Genomic DNA, 21356 nt, shown 5'->3' on the forward strand with positions numbered 1-21356 from the left:
CCTTACAGGATCGCCTCGAAGGCGCTGCGCAAGGTTTCGTGCCGGAACACGAATCCGTTGCTGAGCGCCTTGTTCGGCAAGACGCGCTGCCCTCCCAGCAGAAGTTCGTTGGCGAAGTCGCCACCGACACGACGCAGCAGCGCGTCGGGAATCCGGAACACCGCCGGGCGATGCAGGCGCCGGCCGAGCTCCTCGGTGAATTTCAGGTTGGTGACCGGGATCGGCGCCGTTGCGTTCACCGGCCCGGAGAGATCGGTCTTCGCGATGACATGGGCGATCAGCCGGACCAGATCGTCGCGCTCGATCCAGGACATCCACTGCTTGCCCGACCCGAGCGGTCCGCCGAGGCCGAATTCGAACGGCGTCAGCATCCGCGTGATGAAGCCGCCGTCGGTGCCGAGCACCAGCCCGATCCGCAAGCAGGCGACCCTGACGCCATATTCTGCTGCCGGACGCGCCGCGCCCTCCCAGGCGTCGCACAGTTCATGGCTGAAGCAGGCATGCGATTTGGCGGACTCGGTCAGCACCTGATCCTGCCAGAGCCCATACCAGCCGATGGCGGAGCCGGAGACCAGCACCATCGGCTTGCGGTCGAGCCGCGCGATCAGCCTGATGACGTCGCCGGTCATGTTGATGCGGGAATCCAGAATCCTGCGGCGCTTGGCTTCGGTCCATCGTCCGTTGCCGATCGGCTCGCCCGCGAGATTCACGATGGCGTCGATCCGGCTGTCCGCCGGGACTTGATCGAGGCTGGTGATCAACGTGATCGGCGGCGGCAGCATGTCGGCTTTAGCCGGATTGCGCACCAGCGCGATCACCTGATGACCCGCCCCGGTCAAGCTTGCGACCAGACGGCTGCCGATAAAACCGGTGGCGCCGGTCACCAGCACGGTCTGGCGGCCGGTCAGCTTCTCGACGAGGCTTGCCGCAGGCGTGCTGGTCATTCGCGCCAGACGTTTTGATGCGAGGAAATCGCGCACGCCGCACAGCGCGGCGCCGACCGCAGAGGCCGCCGCAACGATGCTCAGGAGCCCGGTATAGGCAGGCGTGATCCCGGTTGGCATGGTCGCCCATGAGATCAAAACCGGCAGCAGCAGCACCAGAATGGCGCCGTAGTTGATCGCCAGCAGCGTATGATTGATGCGCTCGCTGGCCGGCAATTTCCGGCTCATGTCCTCCTCGACGAAATCCATCAGCGTGATGACGATTTCCGCCACCAATACGGCGATGACGAGCATCGCAAAAATGCCGTGGACTTCGAGCCAGCCAAGCACCAGGAACAGAAACGCGTAGAGCATGTTGCGCAATGCATGGAGCTGCAGCTCGTAACGTTGCGAGGGACGCCACGCCAGCCGTTCCGTCAGCTCATGGTGATAGAACGTGTCGAACACGCCCATCACGATCTGGATGGCGATCAGGGTCCAAAGGAACGTCGTCATGATGTGGCCTCCCGGAACACGGCGGACTGACGAATCAGCCTGCCGAAGCGCGGATGAACGATGTCGAGGGTGAAGCGAAACAGACCGTCGCCCAGATCCGAGTGCGTCACCGTCAGGTCGCCGGGCGTCAGCCATGGCGGCAGCGACAGTCGCAACGGTCCGATCTGCAGGGCGTAGTCTGTGCTGTGAAACACCAACGCCTCGTGCTCGACGGAGATGCGCAGCGCCATGCTGACGCCGCAGCCGACATATTCCTCAAGCCCGGTTGGGCCCGCGAAACGTTTGGCGGAGTGAATCACCTGCGGAAAGCCGTGGCTGCGCGCGCAGATACGGGTCCAGATCTGGCCGCCGCTCGCGGCGTCTTCGGTCACCGTGACCACCATCGGGACGCCGGTCTCGGTACCCGTCGGCAGCGGTCCGCCGATCAGGCGTGCGAGTTGCGCCAGCCAAAAGCCCAAGAGCGTAAAGCTCGCCTCCTTGACCTCGCCGACATAGACGACGGTCTCACCGTCGGCGAAACGCTTGGAAAAGCGCCGCCAGATCGCCAGCGGCAAGCGGCCCCACTCCTCGTCGGGCAACAGGTTGTGAAAGCGGCGGTCGTCGAGAAGGACGGTGTTCGAGGCTGGCGTTACAGGATGCCTTGGTATTCGCGTCGACGTCATCACACGCTCCTCTACTCTTCCCCTGTCCCTATTTTTCCTTGCCCTATTTGGATTTCCCCACCGGCAGGAAGCTGACGATCTTCTCGCCAAGCTTGATCAGGGCGACCAGCCGCGGCCGCGGCACGTTGAGCATCTGCACGTACCAGCGGTCGACCAGCTCGGTGAAAGCCAGCATTTCCTTCAGCCGTTTGCTCGCGACCGGGCTGATGGTCGGATCGTCGGCCGCGTCCGAGACGCAGGCGCGCAGCGCATCGACGGCAGGGTCGATCTCGCGCTCCTTGCGCCCGGCGGCGATCCGGGCCGCCACTTCCCAGATGTCGGTCTCGGCCTCGAAATGATCGCGGCGGTCGCCGAGGATCGGCACCCGCCGGATCAGGTTCCAGGACAACAATTCCTTGATCGAATTGGAGACGTTGGATCGCGCCATGCCCAGCGTCTCGGCGATGTCGTCGGCGGTCATCGGCGCCTCGGCGAGATACAACAGGCCGTGGATCTGGCTGACCGAGCGGTTGACGCCCCACTCGTCGCCCATGTCACCCCAGTGCAGGATGAACCGTTCGACCGCGGCGGGGAGTTTCTTCTTGGCGGTTGTTTCTGTCATGACAGAAATATCTGACGTAACTGAGCGACTGTCAAGCGCGATCAGCACGAATATTGACACCCCGCGTCTTTCAGGCGGCCCCGGCCTGCCCGCGTCCTATCGCAGCTCGGCGCTTCCGGTTCCGGCAGGAAACCGGGTCCCGTGGCCGCCCCCGGTGATTTCCCGGCCAATTTGTTAACCTCATCGGCACCTATCGGCCGCTAGATTCCGGCGCGCGTTTACTTGAGCCGGCAGCGGCCGGCCGCGGCCCGACAAGGCGAGAGATGAGCGATCGAGGTCAGTCCAGTCCCGGCGGGCCGTTGCGGCGGATCACGCTGAGCGCGGTCGTCATCATTTTCGCGCTGGTCATGACGGCCTGCATCGTCGGCATCGTGGTCTGGAAGGCGCTCGAAGCCAAGACGACGACACTGGCGCGCGGCAATACCGACATCCAGAACCTCGCCCACTCGCTGGCCGAGCATGCCGCCCATACCATTCAGGCGGCTGACATCACATTGACCGGCATGGTCAGCCTGCTCAGGTATCAGGACCCGCGGCCGGAACGGTTCAACAAATATCTGGCGGAGGCGGCCGCCACGCTGCCGCAGTTGCGCGAGATCGGCGTACTCGACGCCAACGGCGAGTGGCGATATTCGTCGCTGCCGGAGACGCCGCATCACAACGACGCCGACCGCAAATACTTCATCTTCCATCGCGACACATCGGGCACGGCGCTACGTATCAGCGAGCCGATTCAGTCGCGCCCGACAGGAAGGCCGACGATCCTGCTCACCAAACGCGTCGAGCATCAGGACGGCAGCTTTGCCGGCGTGCTCGTCGCCGCGATCGACAGCGATTATTTCAACGGCTTCTACCGGATGTTCCAGCTTGGTCCCGATGGCGCCATCACCCTGATCCGGAGCGACGGCACCGTTCTGATCCGCTGGCCGCTCTCGGATGCGACCACGGATCTGTCGAAAACCGACCTGTTCACACAACACCTCCGGCTGAGCTCGGTCGGCTCCTACAAGATCATCTCGCCGTTCGACGGCATCGTGAAGTATTTCAGCTACGAGGAAACGCCGCTATATCCCGTGGTTGTCACCGTGGCGATGTCCGAGGACTGGCTGCTTGCCGGATGGATGACGGCGTTGCGCACCGACGCGCTGGTGGCGGGCGTGCTGTTGTGTATCATCATCCTGCTCGCCGCCGTGCTCTCTTCCCAATTTCGCTTTCGCAGCCGGGCCGTGGACAGGCTCCGGGACAGCGAGGCCCGCTATCGCCTGCTTGCCAACAACATCGCCGACATCATCATCCTGATAGATGCCCGCGGCATCCTTCGCTTCGTCTCGAATTCGGTCGAACCCGTGCTCGGACTGCGTGCCCAGGACCTGATCGGCACGTTGTGTTTCGACCTCGTTCATCCCGATGACGTGGGAGCTGTCCAGGCGGCAAGTGCGCGGCTCGGCGAACCCGGGGCCGTCAGCACCGTCGTGTTCAGAATCCCCCGTGTTGACGGCTCGCCGGCGTGGGTCGAAAGCAACTTCAAGCGGGCGTCGGATGACGACGACCCTGCCCGGCTGGAGTTCGTCGGCGTGCTACGCGACGTCACCGAACGCAAGCGCATGGAGGATGAGCTCAACCTGCTCAACCGCCGCCTCACCCAGCTCGCCGCGACCGACGGACTGACCGGACTGACCAACCGGCGAACTTTTGATAGCTTCCTGCGCCGGGAATACGAGATCTGCGAACGGATTGCGGTCCTGTTGTTCGATATCGACAATTTCAAGGGCTATAACGACAGCTACGGACACCAGGCCGGCGACCGCTGCCTGCAGGCCGTCGCCAAAGTGATCGGCGACGCGTCATTGGATATCTCGGGCCTGTCGGCACGTTACGGCGGCGAGGAATTCGCCGTCGTGCTGCCGAACATGTCAGAAGACGCCGCGTTGAAGGTCGCCGAACGGGTCCGGCTGACCGTCCGGGCGCTCGGGATTCTCAACACCGCCGGCAACCGTGGCTATGTCACCGTCAGCGCCGGTGTTGCCGCAAGAACCCGCGCCACGCTCGACGAGTCCGCGCTGGTCGGCGAAGCCGACACCGCGCTCTACGAGGCCAAGCGGCTCGGCCGCAACCGCAGCGTGGTCTATTCCGCGCTCGACCTGCGCTATGTCGATGCCGCCTCGATCCAGCCCGACCCGCAAGGCCCGGAACGCACCCGGGACCGGCCGCACGAACCGATCGACCTCGCCGGCAAGTAACGAGTTCCACTCGTCCGGCTGTTTCGACAGGTGAGCCAGCTCACATTCGGCCGCCACGATCTGCGCTAGTTTCGATTCCAGCACTGCGGGGCAGCAGGAGCATGGAGGTCGCAAATGACTGCTATCGCACGCGCGCTGTCACGCGCTTTACTCAGCGTCAACGAAATCGAAATCCTCAAGCAGCTTCTGCTGTTTTGCCTCGCGGGGCTGTTCGTCTCCGTGCTGCTGATGACCTACGGCATCGATCTCAGCCCGGGATTTTTCTAGCGGCTAATGCGTCCCCGGCCGCCACGACAGGTCGTCGGACAGCACATAGATCGTGATCGCCGCCAAGCACATCGCCACCCCGACCCAGAAGATCGGTGAGTGGTGGATTCGCCTCCAGTCGCGTCGAGGGGCCGTCGGCTTCATTTGGATCACCCCTGTTTGGTCGGATAGCTAGACCGTCGGCAATACCGAGAAGCGCTCCCCTGCCCGCCGCAGGTTCAGCGCATCCGGATTCCCTGCTTCTTCCTGCACCGCATCGACCCGCGCCAGTGACGGCCCGCGCCGGCACGCCGTGATCATGGCCGTCACCACATCCTCGGCGCCTGCGAAAACCGCCTCGACGCTGCCGTCCCGGAGGTTGCGTACCCAGCCTTCGAGATTCTTTGCCCGCGCCTCGTGGTCGACCCAGGCGCGATAACCGACGCCCTGCACGCGGCCGCGAACCATGACGTGGCGAACCACGGCGGTCATGTTACTTCTTCAGCCCGAGAAATTCGGTCGTGCGCGCCTTGGTGCCGGCTTCGCGCATCGCGCGCGCCGTCAGCTCCGCCGATGGCAGGCCTTTCAGAGTCTTCGGCGAGGCACCGTCGCGCAGCGCCTTCAGCGTTTCGTAGACGGCCTGCGTGGCTGCGGCGAACGGCGCGTGGCCCTGCAAGGCGATCCGAACCCGCAGGCTTGCGAGATAGTCGAGCCCGGTCATCTCTTCGGGCGCCCCGCCGAGCACGATCGGCAACTTCGTCGCCGCCGAGATCGCTTCAAGCTCACTGCGATCCCTGATGCCGGTAAAGAACAGCGCATCGACACCGATCGCCTCATAGGCTTTCGCCCGCGCGATCGCGTCATCAAGTCCGGTGATCGAGACCGCACCGGTACGCCCAATGATCACCAGCGAGGGATCGCCGCGCCCGTCGAGCGCGGCCTTCATCTTGCCGACGCCCTCGTCGAGCGAAATCAACTGCGTCTTGGCCTGCCCGAATGCTTGCGGCAGCAGCGTGTCCTCGATGGTCAGGCCGGCGGCGCCGGCAGCGTCGAGTTCCTGCACGGTGCGGCGGACATTGAGCGCATTGCCATAGCCGTGGTCGGCATCGACCAGCACCGGCAGGGCTGCTGCGCGCGACATCCGGCGCATCTGCTCGCAAAGTTCGGTCAGCGTGATCAGCGCAATGTCGGGATCGCCGAGCACCGCCAGTGAGGCGACGGACCCACCGAACATACCGACCTCGAAGCCGAGGTCTTCGGCAATACGGATCGAGGTGGCGTCATAGACCGAGCCCGGCCGGATGCAGCCTGCACCGTTGAGGATCGAACGCAAAGCTTGGCGGCGTTGGCGGAAAGCCATCAGGAATCCCTCGGCGTTATTTCCGTCATTGCGAGCGTAGCGAAGCAATCCGTAGCCTGGGAAAAAGCTGGATTGCTTCGTCGCTTCGCTCCTCGCAATGACGAAGTGACCAGTTACGCAAATTCCAGGATCAGCGCGTCGACCGCCAGCGTGGCGCCGGCGGCGGCGTGAATCTTCTTCACCGTGCCGTCGCGCTCGGCGCGCAGCACGTTCTGCATCTTCATGGCCTCGACCACAGCAAGCGTCTCGCCGGCCTTGACCTCCTGCCCTTCGCTGACCGCGATCGAAACCACGAGCCCGGGCATCGGACACAACAGCTTCTTGCCGGTATCCGCCGCCGCCGTCACCGGCATCAGCCGTGCGGCCGCCGCCTCGCCCTCGGTGAAGACGTTGACCGGGACTTCAAAACCCTGATGCGCGAGCCGAATGCCGTTCGGAATCGCGCGCACCTGCATTGCGATCAGGCTTCCGTCGATCCTGCCCTGCCAGACCGGCTCGCCCGGCATCCAGTTCGAGACCAGTTGATGCGGGTTGCCGGGCAGACCGTCAGTGCCGATGAAGCGTACCGCGATGCCATCGGCCTCGCGTGCGACGTCGAGCGCGATTTCGTCGCGGCCGAGCCACACCGCGCGGCGGCGCTCGCGCTGCACCACCCGGCCGTTCATCTGGCCGGAAATCTGCCGCTTGCGCTCGCCGAGCACGTGATCGATCGCAGCGCCCACGGCGGCGAGCCGGCGCGCGATCTCGCCTTCCGGCGCACGCGCCGCAAATCCCTTCGGGAATTCTTCCGCGATGAAACCGGTCGAGAGCTTTCCTTCGCGCCAGCGCGGATGGCTCATCAACGCCGACAGGAACGGAATATTGTGGCGGATGCCGTCGACATAAAACGAATCCAGCGCGGTCGACTGCGCCTCGATCGCCGCTGCCCGCGACGATGCGTGTGTGACCAGCTTGGCAATCATCGGATCGTAATGGATCGAGATTTCGCCGCCTTCCTGCACGCCGGTGTCGTTGCGGACGGTGATGCCCTCGATGCGCGTTTCGGCGGGCGGACGGTATTTCACGAGGCGCCCGATCGAGGGCAGGAAGTTGCGGAACGGATCCTCGGCATAGACGCGGGATTCCACCGCCCAGCCGGTCAGCGTGACATCCTTCTGCGCCAGCTTCAGCTTCTCGCCGGCGGCAGAACGGATCATCTGCTCGACGAGGTCGATCCCGGTGATCAGTTCGGTGACGGGATGCTCGACCTGCAGGCGGGTGTTCATCTCCAGGAAGTAGAAGCTCTTGTCCTGCCCCGCGACGAATTCGACGGTGCCGGCGGAATCGTAATTGACGGCTTTCGCCAGCGACACTGCCTGCTCGCCCATCTTGCGGCGGGTGGTCTCATCCAATAGCGGCGACGGCGCTTCCTCGATGACCTTCTGGTTGCGGCGCTGGATCGAACATTCGCGCTCGCCGAGATAGATCACGTTGCCATGCTTGTCGCCGAGCACCTGGATTTCGATGTGGCGGGGATCGACGATGAATTTTTCGATGAAGACGCGGTCGTCGCCGAACGACGATTTGGCCTCGGCCTTGGCGAGGTTAAAGCCTTCGGCGACTTCGGAGGTCGAATGCGCGATCCGCATGCCCTTGCCGCCGCCGCCGGCGGAGGCCTTGATCATCACGGGATAGCCGATCTCGTCGGCGATCTTCACCGCATGCTTTTCGTCCTCGATCACCCCGAGATGCCCCGGCACGGTCGAGACGTTGGCCTTGGCGGCAGCCTTCTTGGATTCGATCTTGTCGCCCATCGCGGCGATGGCGCCGGGATTGGGACCGATGAAGACGACGCCAGCCGCTTCCAGCGCGCGCGGAAAGGATTCGCGCTCGGACAGGAAGCCGTAGCCGGGATGCACCGCCTGCGCGCCGGTCTTGCGGCAGGCCTCGACGATCTTCTCGATCACCAGATAGCTCTCGGACGCCGCCGGCGGCCCAATCAGCACGGCCTCATCGGCCATTTCGACATGGAGCGCATCGCGGTCGGCCTCGGAATACACGGCTACCGTCTCGATCCCCATACGGCGCGCAGTCTTGATGACCCGGCAGGCGATCTCGCCGCGATTTGCGATCAGAATTCGTTTGAACATGTGCTTCTTGCTTGAGCGTTGGGCAGGATCCTCACCCGCAATGTGACATGCGGGGACGCGGGTAACAAACCCGTCGTACAGCAAAAATCGACCGAGGCAACTCTCTCCTGCCAAGCCGCCGGGCCGGGCCCCTGGGCACTCAAAGGCGCCCGTTGCGCCAAGGCGCTATTTCAGCCGGAATAGCTGTTAAACCGGCCGCGCGCATAGGCGTGGCTGACCGCCTTCATCAGCTCGCCGACCTCGGTCTCCAGATAATCATTGGCCACGATCAGCGCACGGATAGCCGCCCGCAGGTCGCCACCGCAGGCCGAAATGGCCTGATCGACCGCAACCTCCAGCCCGTCATCCGGCTGGGCGCTCGGCTCTGAAGAAGACGGCATCGCGGTATTCCATTGTGGGGCGGGAATGACCGATGTTCTCTCTTTGTTCTTATGAAGTCAATCAATAGTGTCCTAACCGTCGCGCGATTTCCCTGACTAATCATCAGGGAGCTCCGATCCATGCGCCTCAATGAGACCATCGGGAAAACCACCAAGGATAGCGCCCCGGACGACGCTGTGAATGAAAAGGAAGGCCGGCGGCGGTTGGGTTCCGGGCTGATCGTCGCCTTCCACGCGTTCGTGGTCGCATATGCCGTCTTCGCTGTCAGTTTCGATCACTGGGGACCAACGCTTGGATGGATGCCTTCAGCCATCATTGCTGCGGCGTTTGGCTGGTTCGGGTATTTCTTACCCTGGATCGGCGACGCCATCGTCATGCTGTGGGACGTGCTTTCCATACTTTTCATCTAGCAGCCACCATCCTTGCAACGAACGCGGTTATCCCCGTTATGGTGTCGTGCTAGACGAACGTGCGCGCCCCTCGAACCTCCATTTGAAGTGAGACCATGCGGTCCCGAATTCTCCTCGTAGCCCTGCTGCTCTCGGCACTCCCCTTCGCAAGCCAAGCCGCCTCCCCGACCGTCCGCGATGGCGGCACGCTGCAGCTCGGCAACGTGACCTACCGCCTCGATGGCGTCGAAGTGCCCGCCGTCGACCAGCTCTGCATCGACGACCATGCCGATAGCTGGACCTGCGGCATCGAGGCGCGCGATCAACTGACCAAGCTGATCGGCGGCCGGTCGGTGCACTGCGACGACCTGGGCGCGGACCCCACGTACAGGAAGCGGCATCTTGGCGTCTGCAAGGTCGAGGGCGAGACCACCGCGCTCGGCCAGCTGCTGGTCGGCCAGGGTTTTGCCCTGAATGTCGAATCCTCGGCGACGGGACGTTTCAAGGAGGACGAAGCCCGTGCCAGAGACGACAAGCAGGGTCTGTGGAAGGGCTGCTTCGTCGCGCCGCACGAATTTCGCGTCGGCCGCAAGGACGGCGCCCTGCTCGGCGGTTCATGCCCCACCGACCGCGACCGCGAAATCCGCGAAGCCTTGTTCCCCGAGGAACTCGCGCAGCCGCCGGGCTGCAACATCAAGGGCAAATATGCCGTTCGCGCCCGCGTCACCGGCAATCTCGGCATCTATCATCTGCAGGCCTGCCCGAGTTATCCCGGCACCACCCGACCGGATCGCTGGTTTTGTTCCGAGGAGGACGCAGCTGGCGCCGGATTCCGCAAGGCCTACAATTGCCGCTCGCCCAACAAGAGCAAATGACCAAATGACTAAATGAGACTCGCAAATTTGCCGCTTGTCGTGTGAGAGTGCCGGCAGAGGTTGCCGCCGCGTATGCCCCGTTCCGAACCTTCCAACGTCCTGCCCGAAGTTGAAGCTGCCGAACGGCTACGGCAGCATCTGGAGGAGATTGCGCGCGAACGCGACCGGGCGCATGGCGCGCTGCAGGAACGCGAAGCCGAGCTGGCGCGGATCCAGCGCATCGCGCGCGTCGGCGGCCTCGAAATCGACTTCCGCGACGGCGTCAGGAACCGCCGTTCCCCCGAATATCTTCTGGTTCACGGGCTGCCGCCGGAGGCCGAGAACGAGACCTATGGGGATTGGGTCGGCCGAATCCACCCCGATGATCGCGAGCGGACGATCAAACACCTGTTCGGCGTGCTGCGGAGCGCGAGCGCGGACTATTCGGACGAATACCGCATCATCCGGCCCGATGACGGCGAGACCAGATGGATCCGCGTGGTTGCCCGGATCGAGCGCGCCCCCGACGGCCGCGCGCAGCGCCTGATCGGGGCCGACCTCGACGTCACAGCCCAAATGCTGGCGCAGGCCACGTTGCGAGAAAGCGAAGAGCGCTTCCGGCTGATCGCCAACAGCACCCCGGTCCCGGTCTGGGTCACCAAGCTTGACCGCACGCGGTCGTTCGCCAACCAGGCCTACCTCGATTTCCTCGGATTGCCGTTCGAGCAGGCGATCAAGTTCGACTGGCGCAAGGTGCTGCATCCGGACGACCTGCCCCGCATCCTGCAGGAATCGGTTGCGGGCGAGGCCTCGCTGAAGCCGTTCGTGCTGGAGGCCCGCTACAGGAATGCCCACGGCGAATGGCGCTGGCTGCGATCGGAATCCCAGCCGCGCTGGGATCCGACCGGCGGGCATATCGGCTTCATCGGCGTCGCCCACGACATCACCGCATCGAAGGAGGCCGAAAGCGATTTGCGCCGGCTGAACGAAACCCTCGAGCAGCGGATCGCGGAGCGAACCGCCCAGCTCGAATCCAACGAAGCGCAGATGCGCGCGATCTTCGAGACCAGCCATCAGTATCAGGGGCTGCTCAATTCCGACGGCGACCTGCTTTACGCCAACCGGACGTCGCTCAACGGTATCAGCGCCAACGCCATCGACGTGATCGGCACGCCGTTCTGGACCACGCCATGGTTTTCGGAGACCGACGGCATGCGCGACATTGTCCGTGACGCTTTCTTCACCGTGATGAGGGGCGAAGAGATCCGGACCGAGATGCGGCTTAACCTGCCGATCGGCGAACGCTATTTCGACTTCGCGATGCGGCCGATGCGCGACCGTCGCGGCGCGATCATCGGCGCGGTGCCGGAGGCCGTCGACATCACCGACCGCCGCAAGGCCGAGGAAGTGCTGCGCCAGTCGCAGAAGATGGAGGCGGTCGGCCAGTTGACCGGGGGCGTGGCACACGATTTCAACAATCTTCTGACCATCATTCGCTCGGCGACCGACTTCCTGCGCCGCCGCGAACTGCCGGAGGAACGTCGCCGGCGCTATGTCGACGCGATTTCCGAGACCGTGGAACGGGCCTCCAAGCTGACCGCGCAGTTGCTGGCGTTTGCCCGCCGCCAGCCGCTCAAGCCGCAGGTCTTCAATGTCGGCAATCAGGTCGAGGCCGTAGTGCAGCTCATTCGTCCCCTGGTCGGCGGCCGGATCAAGATCGAGGTCGAGCTGACAGACGGCAATTGCTTTGCCATCGCCGACATCGCGCAGTTCGAGACCGCCCTGATCAACCTCGCCGTCAATGCCCGCGATGCCATGGACGGCGAAGGTCAGCTCACGATCGGTGTCCGCAAGGTGCGCGCCATCCCCCCGCTCCGCGCCCAGTCCGCCCGCAGCGGCGACTTCGTCGCCATCGCCATGACCGACACCGGCACCGGCATCGCCGCCGAGCAGCTCGAGGCTATCTTCGAACCGTTCTTCACCACCAAGGACGTCGGCAAGGGCACCGGCCTCGGCCTCAGCCAGGCCTTCGGTTTCGCCAAACAGTCCGACGGCGACATCGAGGTGACGAGCCCGCCCGGCCAGGGTGCGACCTTCACGATCTATCTGCCGCAAGCCGAGAAGCCGGCGGATGCAACCGAAGGCACGGTCGCCGGCAGCGAGCCCGCCATTCGCGGGCGCGGCTATCGCGTGCTTGTCGTAGAAGACAATGACGACGTCGGGCGCTTCTCAATGGAGCTATTGGAGGATCTCGGTTATACCGTCCGCCGCGTCGCCGACGCCAGCGCGGCACTTGCCATGCTGGCCGCCGACGAATTCTCCGCCGATCTGGTGTTCTCCGACGTCATCATGCCCGGCATGAACGGCGTCGAACTCGCCGGCATCATCCGCGACCGCTACCCCGGCCTGCCGGTGGTGCTGACCTCCGGCTACAGCAACGTGCTGGCAGAAAATGCCCACCGCGGCTTCGAGCTGATCCAGAAACCCTATTCGGTGGAGTTGCTCTCGCGGATTCTACGCAAAGCGATTTCGGCGCAAAAGCCTGATAGCGCCTAGTAATCGGCCGGCAATCCCTGCAGCTATTCGATTGAAACCGCGACAACACCGGCTTGCATCATCCCCAGCGCCCGCGCTGCGGTGATGGAGACATCGATGATGCGGCCGCGAACGAACGGCCCGCGGTCGTTGACGCGGCATTGAATGCTGTGATTGCGATAAGATACCCGGATCATGCTGCCGAACGGCCGGCTGCGATGGGCGCAGGTCATTTCACCGCTCTTGCCTACACCGTGATAATAGGAGGCCTTCCCGCTCTCCGCACGCGCGACAGAACTGCCCAGTAGCAGCAGGGCGCCGGCCAACACAATCGCTATATGCATATCCATCCTGCATCGGTCGGCCCCGTGCAGGCGAACGCATTACTCTCACGAGAGTTCCAAAAATTAAGGCCCTCATGCCGCGTTCTCGACCGCCGCGGCACTTGCCGCCAGCAGCCCACGGATTTCATGCGCCGGGCGTGCGGCGCTGAACAGATATCCCTGCATCTGGGTGCAGCCGAGATTCTGGACGGTTTCGCGCTGCTGCAGGGTCTCGACGCCCTCCGCGGTCGTGATCATGTCGCGGTCGGCGGCGATTGAGACCACCGCGCGAATGATCGAGGCCGACGAGGAATTGCGAACCACTTCCTTGACGAAGCTGCGGTCGATCTTGATCTTGTCGAACGGGAAGCGCTGCAGATATTGCAGCGAGGAATAGCCGGTTCCGAAATCGTCGAGCGCAATCTTGACCCCGAGCGCACGGAGCTGGTTCAGCGCCGCCAGCGCGGCGTCGTCGTCGGCGATCAGCACCGCTTCGGTGATCTCGAGTTCGAGCCGGCGCGGGTCGAGCCCAGTTTCCGCAAGCGCAGCCGCGACCTTCAGCGACAGCGTTTCCGACTTGAACTGGATCGGCGAGACGTTGACGGCGATCCGGACATGGGCGGGCCAGGTGACGGCTTCGGCGCAGGCGGTGCGCAGCACCCACTGCCCGATGTCCTCGATCAGGCCGGTTTCCTCGGCGACCGGAATGAAGTCGACCGGCGAGACCATGCCGCGTACCGGGTGCCGCCAGCGCAACAGCGCCTCGCAGCCGGTGACCTCGTCGTTCTTCAGATCGACCAGCGGCTGGTAGTGGATTTCAAACTCGTCTTCCGCCAGCGCCTTGCGCAAATCGCGTTCGATCTCGCGGCGATGGTTGGCCTCGGCTTCCATCGCCGGGTCGAAGAAGCGATAGGTCCTGCGGCCGGCGGCTTTTGCGGCATACATCGCCAGGTCGGCGCTCTTCAGCAGCCCGAACAGGTCGGTGCCATGACGCGGTGCAATCGCGACGCCGATCGAGGCATCGCTGGCAAGCTGGTGGCCGTTGCAGTCGAACGGCGTTCGCAGCGCCTGATAGATGCGCTCGACCAGCGCGCTGACGTCGCGGTCATCAGCGACGCCGTACTGAAGGATCGCGAACTCGTCGCCGCCGAGGCGCGCGATGAAGTCGCCCGGCCCGACCGATTGGCGCAGCCGCTCCGCGACGCCCTTGAGGAATTCGTCCCCGATCAGATGGCCCAGTGAATCATTGATCGCCTTGAACTCGTCGATGTCGATATAGAGGATCGCGAACTGGACGCTCTCGGTCTCCAGCAGCAACCTCTCCGCATGGCGCTGGAACAGCGTCCGGTTCGGCAGGTTGGTCAGCGGATCGTAATGGGCGAGATGCTCGATCTTGGCCTGGACGCGCCGGTTTTCGGTGACGTCTTCCAGCGTCGTGGCCCAGCCGCCGTCCGGCGACCGCTTGTAGATCAGCCGAATCGTGCGCCCGTCGGGTGTCGAGGTGACGGTTTCGTTGATGCCGGCCTTGGGATCGAGGAAGTTGGCGCAATAGCTGTCGACGTCGCCGACAAAAGTGCCTTGCTGCTGGCGGTGCAGGATGATGTCACGCAGATGGCAGCCGGGTTTGACGATGTCCGGCGAGACGCCGAACATGTCGATATATTGCTGGTTGCAGATCACCAGACGACCGGTGTTGTCGAACAGCAGTAACCCCTGCGTCATGTTGTTGATGGCGATGTCGAGATGCTGACTCTTTTCCGACAGCTTGTGCTGCGCGGCGGCATGCTGCCGCCGCAGCTGGCGCACGATCAGGAAGATCATGAAAACGACGACGACCACGGCCAGTACCGCAGCGAAAAACTGCAGCTTGGTCTGCGCCCGCCAATCGGCCAGCGCAGTCGACGAGTCGGCTGTCGCGACGATGACGATCGGGTAATGCGTCAGCAGCCTAACGGAGCCGATCAGGTCTTCGCCGAGGCTGCTCGTGAACCGCCCCGAAATGTTGCCGTTGAGCGCCATGGCATGGCGAAACTGCGCCATCCCCGAGACATTGCGGCCGACATATTGTTCGTTGTGCGGGTAACGCGCGATGATGGTGCCGTCGCGGTGGATGACCGAAATTCCGTTGTCGGGGCCCAGCGCCAGCGACGCGACGAAGTCCTCGAAATGCGAAGGCCTCAGCGCCCGGCTGGCGAAACCGACAATCTCGCCGCGGCGGTTGACGATCTTGCGTGCGAACACCGTGGTCCAGAGCCCCGTCACCTTGCTGGTCACGGGCTCGACGATCACATCCGGCGTCGGTTTCCCCGAGACGAAGTCCTTGAAGTATTGCCGGTCCGCGATCGAGACGTCCGGCACCGGCCAGACCTCGGTCGCGTTGATCAGTTTTCCCGCCGCATTGTAAAGATGCATGCCGCCGGGCTTCGGCAGCGCCTCTAGCTTGGTGCGCAGCATTTCATGCGCTGCCAACGTCGACATCGAGCTTTCGAATTCGTCCGCGGTCTCGCCGGCACTCGCCTGCATATAGGCGATGACCTCGTTGTGGACGTGCTCGAGATCGGTGAGCTGCTGGTCGAAATGGCGCGACAGCAGCAGCGCCGTGTTGTTCTGTTCGCGCTCGGCGACCTCGAGGGCGCGCTGGCGGAACTGCGTGGCGAAGTAGGCGGTGCCGAGCGCAATCGCGATCACCAGGGCTGCGCCGCACAGGACGAGCCATTGAATCGCGCCGAACCTGAACCGGGACAGCGTGCCGCCGATCGATCCCCGCAAGCTTCCCGTCATGACGCCCCGAGTTGAACTGTCCAGCATTTTCGCTGGCCCCACAGGAGCTTGTTGTAAGGGAACACCACCCAAGGGGGCGTTAGCAAAGTGAGTTATCGCGAGGTTAAAAGGCCAAAGCGTTTTCCAGCGAAGCCTGCCCTCGGACTTGATCCGTGGGTGGATGCCGGTTCGCACAGCAATCAAGTTTACGCAGATTGCGCAGACTTATCCGCGATAGAAAACGCGCCAAACAAGAGCCGGCAATCAGGCCATTGCCTTCGCCATCTCGTCGTCTTCAGCGCTCTCCGTTTCCCTCATGGTGCATTCGATCAGGGAGCCGTCGATGGTGAATTTCGAGAACGGCGACAGCGCGGATTCGACCCGCAGGGCGGCAAAAAACTGGGCGTCGCCCGGACTCTTCAGGAAGAACCGGATGTGGCTTCCCGAAAGCGAATCCCGCGACAGCCAAACGATGCCGGAGAACAACGCGACCATGATCTGGGCGTATTGGGCAAGGTCGGCGATCCCGAGTTCGTAGACCGGCGACAGCGTGGTGAAGCGCGCGCGCAGCGTCGGGGCGGGATACTTGCTCATCATGATGCGGCTGACCTGGCAGACCGCATGCGACCGGTCGCCTTCGGAAAGGCAGAACAGGCTCGGGTTTTTATCGTCCTTGGTCAGGCCATCGATGACGGCGTAGCTACCCATCGCGAGAGTGGAATAGTCCTCCCCGACGGCTTCAGCGTCCTTCTTCCACTGGCTCTTGATCGAGCGCCAGGCCTTGTCCGGCTCTTTCATCGGCAGCAAGCGCATGACTAACCAGGGGTTAATGCAGGAAGTGATCCCAGCTACTCTATAGGCCGCCCCTAAACGTTTGCTTACGCGGGTACCGGGCAAAGCCGGTATTTATGCGTACCGGGCCGTTTTACTACCTGAGAGATATTTCAGGCCACGCCACACCTTGAAGGTGTAGGTGACGGAACAACCGTCCGGATGCGGTCACGCGGTATCGGCAAGACCGGGTTTTTGGTATGCTTCGTGCTTTAGCGAGCTGAAGCATTCTGAGGTTCCGTATTTCACCGCTGGAGCTTTTTCATGAAGCATTTTTTGGCAGCAGTATTGGTTTTGATAGCGATCGCTTCGCCATCATCGGCGCAGAGACTGGTCGATCCGAGCAAGGTTGCTCCGGAATACCGGGAGGCGGCGGAGAAGCGCCGCGCCGAACAGATCAAGCAGCAGGAATGCGCGCACAAGGCGGATACAGAAAAGGTAATCGCGCGCGAACGCACCGCCTTTCTGATTCAGTGCCTTGAATCGGATGCCGGGAAATAGCTGCATAGCGTTTTCAAGCAAAAACCTGCCCCGGACCTGATCCTGGGGGGATCCGGTTCGCGTCAAGAAAACGCGTCAAACATAGCGCCCGTGGCCCGGATTTCTGCTTCACTGCGCCGAATGAACGATTTATTCCTGATTGATGTCAGCGAATATGCTGCAATCCGTGGCGGCGCCGCCGACGCAGGTAGAGTTGCAGTTGGACACCAGTGATGCAATCGAGGTTTCGAGCACGCGAAGCTCGACCAGCTTCGATCGCACCGTCTCCAGATGACGCTCGGCGAGATCGCGCGCGTCGGTACACAAGGCGCTGCGATCGCCGGTCAGCGATAGCAGCGTGCGCACCTCGTCGATCGAGAAGCCGAACGCGCGGCAGCGCCGGACGAATGCGAGGCGGCGGACGTCTTCCCGGTCATAGGTGCGTTGTCCTCCGCCTTGCCGTGCCGCCGGCCGCAGCAAGCCGATCTGCTCATAGTAGCGAATGGTCGGGACGGTCGTGCCGGCCATATCGGCCAGGATTCCTATGCGCATCGGCTTTTTCCCCTTGAACCTCAAGTGGCTTGAGGGCGTATCCGCTGAGCTCCCGGAGAACAACCCTCGGAGCTTCACATGGACGTTACGCACTCGTCGCCCACCTGCACCCTTCCCTCCAACGGCGAACTCGGCTGCGGTTGCAAACCCGCCAAGCCCGCCAAGGGCAGCGGCGCAGCGAAAGCCGCCGTCATCGTCGCCGGTACTGCGGCCGCCTGCACCGCGTGTTGCGTGCTGCCGTTCACCCTGCCGGCGATCGTCCTTGCCAATATCGGAGGCATCCTCACCGTTCTCGATCACGCCCATGGCTGGGTGACATGGCTGGCGATCTCGGCGGTTGCCGCCGTGTGGGTCTGGATCGGGCATCAGAGCATCCGGGCACGTGTTCGACCGGCCACCTCGACGGTCGTGATGATGGGGTTTGCGACCATCGTGATGATGCTTGCCGCATCATGGCCCTTGCTCAAGCCGACCGCATTCAACACTTTAGGTATCGTGCAGAAGAATCCGGACAAGCGCTGATGGATGCGCTGACCGCTTTCGGGCTGCTCGCGGTCACGGCCATGCTGGTTTGCTATGCGGCCGAGGACCATAGCCGATATTTCATCCTCGCATTTGCTGCAGCCTGCGCACTCGGCTCGATCTACGGATTTATGCAGGGGGCGTGGCCGTTTGGCCTGGTCGAGGCGATCTGGTCGGTCGTCGCGATCGGCCGGTGGCGCGCGCGGAAACGCATCCAGTCGTCAAAAGCCCGTTGACCGGGCCGGGCTACCTGTAACAAATCTGTCGCAGAGCAAAACTAAACGGAGGCAACGGCAGACCGCCGCAATTGCTTCTGATGGGGAGAACCTGATGCGCCGCACAACCGTGTTGCTGTCCGCCAGTCTGATCGCGCTTACCGCAACTGCCGCGTCGGCGCAAAACGCCGCGCCGCGCAACCTGATCCTGTTCGTGCCGGACGGCTTGCGCGGGCGTATCGTGACGCCGCAGACGGCACCCGCGATGGCCGAGATTCGCGACAAGGGCGTCCACTTCAAGAATTCGCACTCGCTGTTCCCGACCTTCACCATGGCCAACGGCTCGGCGATGGCAACCGGCCATTACCTCGGCGATACCGGCGTGTTCTCAAACACCATCTTCACCGGCTACACCTCGGTGCCGGCCGGCGACACCGTCGTTCCCTTCATCGAGAATGACGCCGTGCTCGGCGACATCGACGAGCATTTCAGCGGCGACTATCTGAATGAGGAAACGCTGCTGAAGATGGCCCGCGCGCAAGGCTTCTCCACCGCCGCAATCGGCAAGCTCGGCCCGACGCTGCAGTTCGACCATGGCGATCGCGGCAAGACCACGATCGTGATCGACGATTCCACCGGCGGCAAGGCGGGCGTGTCCCTCTCCGACGAAATGAAGGATGCGCTGACCAAGGCCAATCTGCCGCTGGCGACGCCCTCGCGCGGCGACAACGGCAAGGCCGGCGACGCCAAGACGCCGGGCACCACGTCAGCCAACGTCGCGCAGCAGGCCTACATGGCCGACGTCGCGGCCAAGGTCGTGCTGCCAATGTTCAAGGCGCGCAACAAGCCGTTCGTGCTGGTGTTCTGGTCACGCGATCCCGACGGCAGCCAGCACAATACCGGCGACAGCCTCAACACCATCACGCCCGGCATCAACGGCCCGACCTCGATGGCCGGCATCAAGAACGCCGACGACAACCTCGCCCAGTTGCGCAAGGCGTTGGACGAACTCGGGCTCAGTGCCTCGACCAACATCATGATCTCCTCCGACCACGGCTTCTCGACGATTTCGAAGGAGAGCAGGACCAGCCCGTCGGCGAAGATTTCGTATGCCGATACGCCGAAGGATTTCCTCCCCATGGGCTTCCTCGCCATCGATCTAGCCAAGGCGCTGAACCTGCCGCTGTTCGACCCCAACGACAAGAACGCGGCAGTCGCCGCCGACGCCCACCCTAAGGCCGGCAACGGCGTGCTTGGCAAGGATCCGACCAAGCCCGAGGTCGTGATCGCGACCAACGGCGGATCTGATCTCGTCTATATCCCCGGCAAGGACCGCAAGCTGGTGGACCGCACCATCAAGGCGCTGCTGGAGCAGGACTATGTCTCAGGCATTTTCGTCAACGACGACCTCGGACGTTTCCCCGGCACGTTGCCGATGTCGCAACTCAATCTGATCGGCAAGGCGGTGACGCCGCAGCCGTCAATCGTGGTCAATTTCCGTTCATGGTCATCGGGTTGCGAGGAGCCGACCAACTGCTCGGTGCAGGTGGCGGATACGGTACTGCGCCAGGGCCAGGGCATGCATGGCAGCTTTAGCCGCGGCGACACGCTGAATTTCACCGCCGCGATTGGGCCCGACTTCAAGTCGGGCTATGTCGACGCCCTCCCCGTCAGCAACGCCGATGTCGGCGCCACCGCGGCGAAGGTCCTGGGCCTGATGCAAAAGCCCAAGGGCACCCTGGCCGGCCGGGTCATGACCGAAGCGATGCCGAACGGCGCGACGCCGCAGGCCTATGCAGGGTCTGTGAAGTCAAAGCCCGCGGCGAACGGCCTGCGCACCGTGCTGAATTTCCAGCGCGTCGGCACCCAGCGCTATTTCGACACCGCAGGTTTTCCGGGCCGCACGCTCGGCCTGGAAGAAGAGAACAAGAAGACGGCGGGGAAGTAACCGCGGCCCCAACAGAGCGCTAGTCGTACGGTGGGTTGGCCGCACGGTCGGCATAACCCGCCGCCGCAATCCAACGCCAAACAGGCCCCGCCGCGGCGATACCATCACGCCGCGAAGGCTGGCCGGGATACCGCGAACGCTGTTGACCTCGCTTCCGCTTTCGGCGGAGCAGCCGACATGGCGGGATTTGCCTCCGGTTAGCCCCGGAATGACCTGATTCGGACATCCGGGGGCGACGATTTTGCTTCGAACCCGAGATCAACTGTCTTCCGGGAGAATCTCTTCTTTAAAAATTACAAAACTGCCGGAACTTTTCGCCCCGGCGCGAATATGCCTTAGCCCGGATAGGGCTCGGAGCGGCTCCCTTGGCCGTATTGCCCGCGAAGAAGAGCATCGATAGTCGCGGTTCTCGCACAATCGATCAGCTAAGGGCGGGAGCCACTGGGGAGACGCCGTGTTCAATAGAAACGACGAGACAGCGCGGATTGGCGCGCTGCAGAGCGCGATCTTCAACAGCGCCAATTTCTCCAGCATCGCCACCGATGCCAAGGGTGTCATCCAGATCTTCAACGTCGGCGCCGAGCGCATGCTCGGCTATGCCGCCGCCGAGGTCATGAACAAGATCACGCCGGCTGATATTTCCGATCCGCAGGAGCTGATCGCGCGCGCCAAGGCGCTGAGCGTCGAACTTGGAACCCCGATCACGCCGGGCTTCGAAGCCCTGGTGTTCAAGGCCTCGCGCGGGATCGAGGACATCTACGAACTGACCTACATCCGCAAGGATGGCAGCCGGTTTCCGGCGGTGGTGTCGGTCACGGCGCTGCGCGATGCGCAGGACGTCATCATCGGCTATCTCCTGATCGGCACCGACAACACCGCGCGCAAACTT

The 21356-nt window shown here is 63.3% G+C and carries 20 protein-coding genes and 1 pseudogene; 10 read left to right on the forward strand and 11 right to left on the reverse strand.

Annotated features, from left to right (window positions below):
• Window positions 1-2 precede the first annotated feature (2 nt).
• The 3 genes from BLS26_RS03100 to BLS26_RS03110 are packed head-to-tail and all read right to left on the reverse strand — an operon-like array spanning window position 3 to window position 2702.
• A complete protein-coding gene (locus tag BLS26_RS03100; protein WP_092508338.1) occupies window positions 3-1439 on the reverse strand; it encodes a TIGR01777 family oxidoreductase in 1437 nt (478 codons plus the stop codon).
• Window positions 1436-2101, reverse strand: a complete 666-nt coding sequence (locus BLS26_RS03105) for a DUF4166 domain-containing protein (RefSeq protein ID WP_092508340.1) — start codon at window positions 2099-2101, stop codon at window positions 1436-1438. Before BLS26_RS03105 ends, BLS26_RS03100 begins: the two co-directional genes overlap by 4 nt.
• Before the next feature lie 43 nt (window positions 2102-2144).
• On the reverse strand, window positions 2145-2702 hold the full coding sequence (locus BLS26_RS03110) for a GbsR/MarR family transcriptional regulator (RefSeq protein WP_092508342.1): 558 nt from the start codon (window positions 2700-2702) through the stop codon (window positions 2145-2147).
• Window positions 2703-2965: 263 nt separating this feature from the next.
• Here BLS26_RS03110 and BLS26_RS03115 point away from each other — a divergent pair, with 263 nt between their 5' ends.
• Window positions 2966-4942: a diguanylate cyclase gene (locus BLS26_RS03115; protein ID WP_092508344.1), complete on the forward strand. Its 1977-nt coding sequence runs from the start codon at window positions 2966-2968 to the stop codon at window positions 4940-4942.
• Between the two features lie 114 nt (window positions 4943-5056).
• The gene (locus BLS26_RS36210; RefSeq protein WP_172804532.1) at window positions 5057-5209 is read left to right on the forward strand and encodes a hypothetical protein; all 153 of its coding nucleotides are present in this window, start codon (window positions 5057-5059) and stop codon (window positions 5207-5209) included.
• A gap of 171 nt (window positions 5210-5380) precedes the next feature.
• Here the strand turns inward: BLS26_RS36210 and BLS26_RS03120 are convergent, their stop codons facing one another.
• From BLS26_RS03120 to BLS26_RS03135, 4 genes are all read right to left on the reverse strand, one after another.
• On the reverse strand, window positions 5381-5680 hold the full coding sequence (locus tag BLS26_RS03120; RefSeq protein ID WP_092508346.1) for an acylphosphatase: 300 nt from the start codon (window positions 5678-5680) through the stop codon (window positions 5381-5383).
• A 1-nt stretch (window position 5681) separates the two neighbouring features.
• Window positions 5682-6548 (reverse strand): oxaloacetate decarboxylase, encoded by an 867-nt coding sequence (locus BLS26_RS03125; protein ID WP_092508348.1) that lies wholly within the window; start codon window positions 6546-6548, stop codon window positions 5682-5684.
• A gap of 113 nt (window positions 6549-6661) precedes the next feature.
• The gene (locus BLS26_RS03130; protein WP_092508350.1) at window positions 6662-8677 is read right to left on the reverse strand and encodes an acetyl/propionyl/methylcrotonyl-CoA carboxylase subunit alpha; all 2016 of its coding nucleotides are present in this window, start codon (window positions 8675-8677) and stop codon (window positions 6662-6664) included.
• A 170-nt stretch (window positions 8678-8847) separates the two neighbouring features.
• On the reverse strand, window positions 8848-9057 hold the full coding sequence (locus BLS26_RS03135; RefSeq protein ID WP_092508352.1) for a hypothetical protein: 210 nt from the start codon (window positions 9055-9057) through the stop codon (window positions 8848-8850).
• Window positions 9058-9177: 120 nt separating this feature from the next.
• On the opposite strand from BLS26_RS03135, the gene BLS26_RS03140 reads away from it, so the two are divergent.
• The 3 genes from BLS26_RS03140 (at window position 9178) to BLS26_RS03150 (ending at window position 12857) form a co-directional block, all read left to right on the forward strand.
• The gene (locus tag BLS26_RS03140) at window positions 9178-9468 is read left to right on the forward strand and encodes a hypothetical protein (RefSeq protein WP_092508354.1); all 291 of its coding nucleotides are present in this window, start codon (window positions 9178-9180) and stop codon (window positions 9466-9468) included.
• 95 nt (window positions 9469-9563) lie between these two features.
• Window positions 9564-10322, forward strand: a complete 759-nt coding sequence (locus tag BLS26_RS03145) for a thermonuclease family protein (RefSeq protein WP_092508356.1) — start codon at window positions 9564-9566, stop codon at window positions 10320-10322.
• Window positions 10323-10394: 72 nt separating this feature from the next.
• Window positions 10395-12857, forward strand: a complete 2463-nt coding sequence (locus BLS26_RS03150) for a PAS domain-containing sensor histidine kinase (RefSeq protein WP_092517555.1) — start codon at window positions 10395-10397, stop codon at window positions 12855-12857.
• A gap of 23 nt (window positions 12858-12880) precedes the next feature.
• Here BLS26_RS03150 and BLS26_RS03155 read toward each other — a convergent pair whose 3' ends face one another.
• The 3 genes from BLS26_RS03155 to BLS26_RS03165 form a co-directional block, all read right to left on the reverse strand.
• Window positions 12881-13186, reverse strand: a complete 306-nt coding sequence (locus BLS26_RS03155) for a septal ring lytic transglycosylase RlpA family protein (protein ID WP_092508358.1) — start codon at window positions 13184-13186, stop codon at window positions 12881-12883.
• 66 nt (window positions 13187-13252) lie between these two features.
• Window positions 13253-15940, reverse strand: coding sequence for an EAL domain-containing protein (locus tag BLS26_RS03160; RefSeq protein WP_092508360.1), 2688 nt, complete (start codon window positions 15938-15940; stop codon window positions 13253-13255).
• A gap of 243 nt (window positions 15941-16183) precedes the next feature.
• Window positions 16184-16816 carry a hypothetical protein gene (locus BLS26_RS03165; protein WP_157676267.1) on the reverse strand — a complete coding sequence of 211 codons (633 nt, stop codon included), beginning with the start codon at window positions 16814-16816 and terminating at the stop codon, window positions 16184-16186.
• 198 nt (window positions 16817-17014) lie between these two features.
• Here BLS26_RS03165 and BLS26_RS03170 point away from each other — a divergent pair, with 198 nt between their 5' ends.
• The gene (locus BLS26_RS03170; protein WP_092508364.1) at window positions 17015-17251 is read left to right on the forward strand and encodes a hypothetical protein; all 237 of its coding nucleotides are present in this window, start codon (window positions 17015-17017) and stop codon (window positions 17249-17251) included.
• A 129-nt stretch (window positions 17252-17380) separates the two neighbouring features.
• Here BLS26_RS03170 and BLS26_RS03175 read toward each other — a convergent pair whose 3' ends face one another.
• The gene (locus BLS26_RS03175; protein ID WP_092508366.1) at window positions 17381-17782 is read right to left on the reverse strand and encodes a MerR family transcriptional regulator; all 402 of its coding nucleotides are present in this window, start codon (window positions 17780-17782) and stop codon (window positions 17381-17383) included.
• 78 nt (window positions 17783-17860) lie between these two features.
• Between BLS26_RS03175 and BLS26_RS36465 the strand changes: the two genes are divergently transcribed.
• The 4 genes and pseudogenes from BLS26_RS36465 to BLS26_RS37135 all read left to right on the forward strand — a co-directional run.
• Window positions 17861-18304, forward strand: coding sequence for a hypothetical protein (locus tag BLS26_RS36465; protein ID WP_197681306.1), 444 nt, complete (start codon window positions 17861-17863; stop codon window positions 18302-18304).
• Window positions 18304-18540, forward strand: coding sequence for a hypothetical protein (locus tag BLS26_RS03185; protein ID WP_092508367.1), 237 nt, complete (start codon window positions 18304-18306; stop codon window positions 18538-18540). The genes BLS26_RS36465 and BLS26_RS03185 overlap by 1 nt, the downstream gene beginning before the upstream one ends.
• 94 nt (window positions 18541-18634) lie before the next feature.
• Window positions 18635-20467, forward strand: coding sequence for an alkaline phosphatase family protein (locus tag BLS26_RS03190; RefSeq protein ID WP_092508369.1), 1833 nt, complete (start codon window positions 18635-18637; stop codon window positions 20465-20467).
• Between the two features lie 454 nt (window positions 20468-20921).
• Window positions 20922-21284 (forward strand): annotated as a pseudogene (locus BLS26_RS37135) (PAS domain S-box protein); the annotation flags it as partial.
• Between the last annotated feature and the right edge of the window lie 72 nt (window positions 21285-21356).

Origin of the sequence: Afipia sp. GAS231, from assembly GCF_900103365.1 — a bacterium.
Classification (GTDB): Bacteria; Pseudomonadota; Alphaproteobacteria; order Rhizobiales; family Xanthobacteraceae; genus Bradyrhizobium.

Coding starts and splice junctions, on each gene's coding strand:
- BLS26_RS36465 (WP_197681306.1), top strand. CDS start 17,861: ATGGACGTTACGCACTCGTCGCCCACCTGCACCCTTCCCTCCAACGGC.
- BLS26_RS03145 (WP_092508356.1), top strand. CDS start 9,564: ATGCGGTCCCGAATTCTCCTCGTAGCCCTGCTGCTCTCGGCACTCCCC.
- BLS26_RS03170 (WP_092508364.1), top strand. CDS start 17,015: ATGAAGCATTTTTTGGCAGCAGTATTGGTTTTGATAGCGATCGCTTCG.
- BLS26_RS03130 (WP_092508350.1), bottom strand. CDS start 8,677: ATGTTCAAACGAATTCTGATCGCAAATCGCGGCGAGATCGCCTGCCGG.
- BLS26_RS03100 (WP_092508338.1), bottom strand. CDS start 1,439: ATGACGACGTTCCTTTGGACCCTGATCGCCATCCAGATCGTGATGGGC.
- BLS26_RS36210 (WP_172804532.1), top strand. CDS start 5,057: ATGACTGCTATCGCACGCGCGCTGTCACGCGCTTTACTCAGCGTCAAC.
- BLS26_RS03135 (WP_092508352.1), bottom strand. CDS start 9,057: ATGCCGTCTTCTTCAGAGCCGAGCGCCCAGCCGGATGACGGGCTGGAG.
- BLS26_RS03190 (WP_092508369.1), top strand. CDS start 18,635: ATGCGCCGCACAACCGTGTTGCTGTCCGCCAGTCTGATCGCGCTTACC.
- BLS26_RS03155 (WP_092508358.1), bottom strand. CDS start 13,186: ATGGATATGCATATAGCGATTGTGTTGGCCGGCGCCCTGCTGCTACTG.
- BLS26_RS03115 (WP_092508344.1), top strand. CDS start 2,966: ATGAGCGATCGAGGTCAGTCCAGTCCCGGCGGGCCGTTGCGGCGGATC.
- BLS26_RS03105 (WP_092508340.1), bottom strand. CDS start 2,101: ATGACGTCGACGCGAATACCAAGGCATCCTGTAACGCCAGCCTCGAAC.
- BLS26_RS03150 (WP_092517555.1), top strand. CDS start 10,395: ATGCCCCGTTCCGAACCTTCCAACGTCCTGCCCGAAGTTGAAGCTGCC.
- BLS26_RS03185 (WP_092508367.1), top strand. CDS start 18,304: ATGGATGCGCTGACCGCTTTCGGGCTGCTCGCGGTCACGGCCATGCTG.
- BLS26_RS03160 (WP_092508360.1), bottom strand. CDS start 15,940: ATGACGGGAAGCTTGCGGGGATCGATCGGCGGCACGCTGTCCCGGTTC.
- BLS26_RS03120 (WP_092508346.1), bottom strand. CDS start 5,680: ATGACCGCCGTGGTTCGCCACGTCATGGTTCGCGGCCGCGTGCAGGGC.
- BLS26_RS03125 (WP_092508348.1), bottom strand. CDS start 6,548: ATGGCTTTCCGCCAACGCCGCCAAGCTTTGCGTTCGATCCTCAACGGT.
- BLS26_RS03175 (WP_092508366.1), bottom strand. CDS start 17,782: ATGCGCATAGGAATCCTGGCCGATATGGCCGGCACGACCGTCCCGACC.
- BLS26_RS03140 (WP_092508354.1), top strand. CDS start 9,178: ATGCGCCTCAATGAGACCATCGGGAAAACCACCAAGGATAGCGCCCCG.
- BLS26_RS03110 (WP_092508342.1), bottom strand. CDS start 2,702: ATGACAGAAACAACCGCCAAGAAGAAACTCCCCGCCGCGGTCGAACGG.